The sequence below is a fragment of the Halomonas sp. BM-2019 genome (assembly GCF_017584085.1).
The window spans coordinates 2,972,599-2,974,557 of record NZ_CP071922.1 but is presented as its reverse complement, the minus strand read 5'-3'; the positions used below and the strand labels follow the sequence as shown (position 1 = coordinate 2,974,557).

Sequence of the window (1,959 nt, the reverse complement as noted above, 5' to 3'; positions counted from 1 at the left end):
CTACGAGCGCGACGGCCTGCCGCGGCGCGCCGAGGCCTTTCGTACCGCCCTGGCAGCCTTCTACCGGGAAGGGCAGCCGCTGGCGGCGGCGGTGGCGGCCGGCCGCGGCGTGCTGGAGGCGAGCGCCGCGCAGGGTGCCTGAGCCGAGGCGCCATCGCCCGGGCGGCGGCCTGCTAGGCTTGCGGTAATGTCCGTCGCTGGAGCCCGCCCCCATGGATGACCCCGCCCAACCGCTTCCCCAGGAGGCGCGCTTCCTTGAGGCGCTGCGCCAGGATGACTGGCCGGACACCGCCAGCGGCCTCACCCTCGACGCCGCCGGGCTCAGCCCGGCGGCGCTCACCGAGCTCTTCGAGTCCCAGCTGATGAGCCGCCACCTGGACCTGCAGGCCAGGCGGCTGCAGGCCCGCGGCGAGGGCTACTACACCATCGGCAGCGCCGGTCACGAGGGCAATGCCGCCGTGGCCCGGGCGCTGCGGGTCGGCGATCCGGCCTTCCTGCACTACCGCGACGCCGCCTTCCTGATCGAGCGCGCCCGACAGCGGCCCGGCGAGACGCCGCTCTGGGACCTGCTGCTGAGCTTCGTGGCCTCCGCCGAGGACCCCATCTCCGGCGGGCGCCACAAGGTGCTGGGCTCCCGGCCGCTCAATGTTCCGCCCCAGACCAGCACCATCGCCTCCCACCTGCCCAAGGCGGTGGGGGCGGCCCACGGCCTGGGCCTGGCGCGGCGCCTGGGCGTCGAGGGCAACTGGCCCGCCGACGGCGTGGTGCTGTGCAGCTTTGGCGACGCCTCCTTCAACCATTCCACCGCCCAGGGGGCGATCAACGCCGCTGCCTGGGCCGCCTACCAGGGGCTGCCGGTGCCGCTGCTGCTGCTCTGCGAGGACAACGGCCTGGGCATCTCGGTGCCCACGCCGCCGGGCTGGATCGCGGCGTCCATGGCGGCGCGTCCGGGCGTGCGCTATCTGGCCTGCGACGGGCTCGACCTGCTCGACACCTGGCGGGTGGCCAGCGAGGCGGTGCGGCTTGCCCGTGAGCGGCGTCGGCCGGTGTTCCTGCATATGCATTGCGTGCGCCTGTTCGGCCACGCCGGCTCCGACGCCCAGCAGGCCTACCTCGACGCCGAGCGCATCGCCGCCGACGAGGCCCGCGATCCGCTGCTGTTCGGTGCCGGGCTGCTGCGCCGCCACGGGGTGCTGGATCGCGAGGGCATCGCCGAGCGCTACCGAACCATCGGCGGTGAGGTGGCGCGCCTGGCCGAGTCGGCGATTCGCCGGCCGAAGCTGGCCACGGCCGGCGAGGTGATGGCCAACCTGGTGCCGCCGCGGCGGACGGGGAGCCTGCTGCCCTGGCGGGGCGACCTTGCCGAGACCCCGCTGACCCTGGCCCAGGGGCTCAACCAGGCGCTGGCCAGGACCCTGGCACGCTACCCCGGGGCGGTGTTGGCCGGTGAGGACATCGGTCGCAAGGGCGGGGTCTATGGCGTCACCAAGGGGCTCAGGGCGCGCTTCGGCGCCCATCGGGTGATCGACACCCTGCTCGATGAGCAGAGTATCCTCGGGCTCGCCATCGGCCTGGCCCACAACGGCCTGCTGCCGGTCGTCGAGATCCAGTTTCTCGCCTACCTGCACAACGCCGAGGACCAGCTGCGCGGCGAGGCGGCCACCCTCAGCTTCTTCTCGAACGGCCAGTACACCAACCCCCTGGTGGTGCGCATCGCCGGGCTCGGCTACCAGCGCGGCTTCGGGGGCCACTTCCACAACGACAACGCCATCGCCGTGCTGCGCGATATCCCGGGGCTGCTGGTGGCCTGCCCCTCGGGGCCCGTCGAGGCGGTGGGGCTGCTGCAGGAGGCGCTGCGCCTGGCCGACGAGGAGCAGCGCGTGGTGGTGCTGCTCGAGCCCATCGCCCGCTACCACACCCGGGACCTGCTCGCGGAGGGTGACGGTCTCTGGGGTAAGG

Annotated in this window: 1 protein-coding gene; it reads left to right on the top strand. The window is 73.7% G+C overall.

The annotated features are described in order from the left end of the window. Positions 1 to 212 precede the first annotated feature (212 nt). Positions 213 to 1,959: thiamine pyrophosphate-dependent enzyme (locus J5F18_RS14845; protein WP_346299342.1), on the top strand; the 1,747-nt coding region annotated here is incomplete at its 3' end.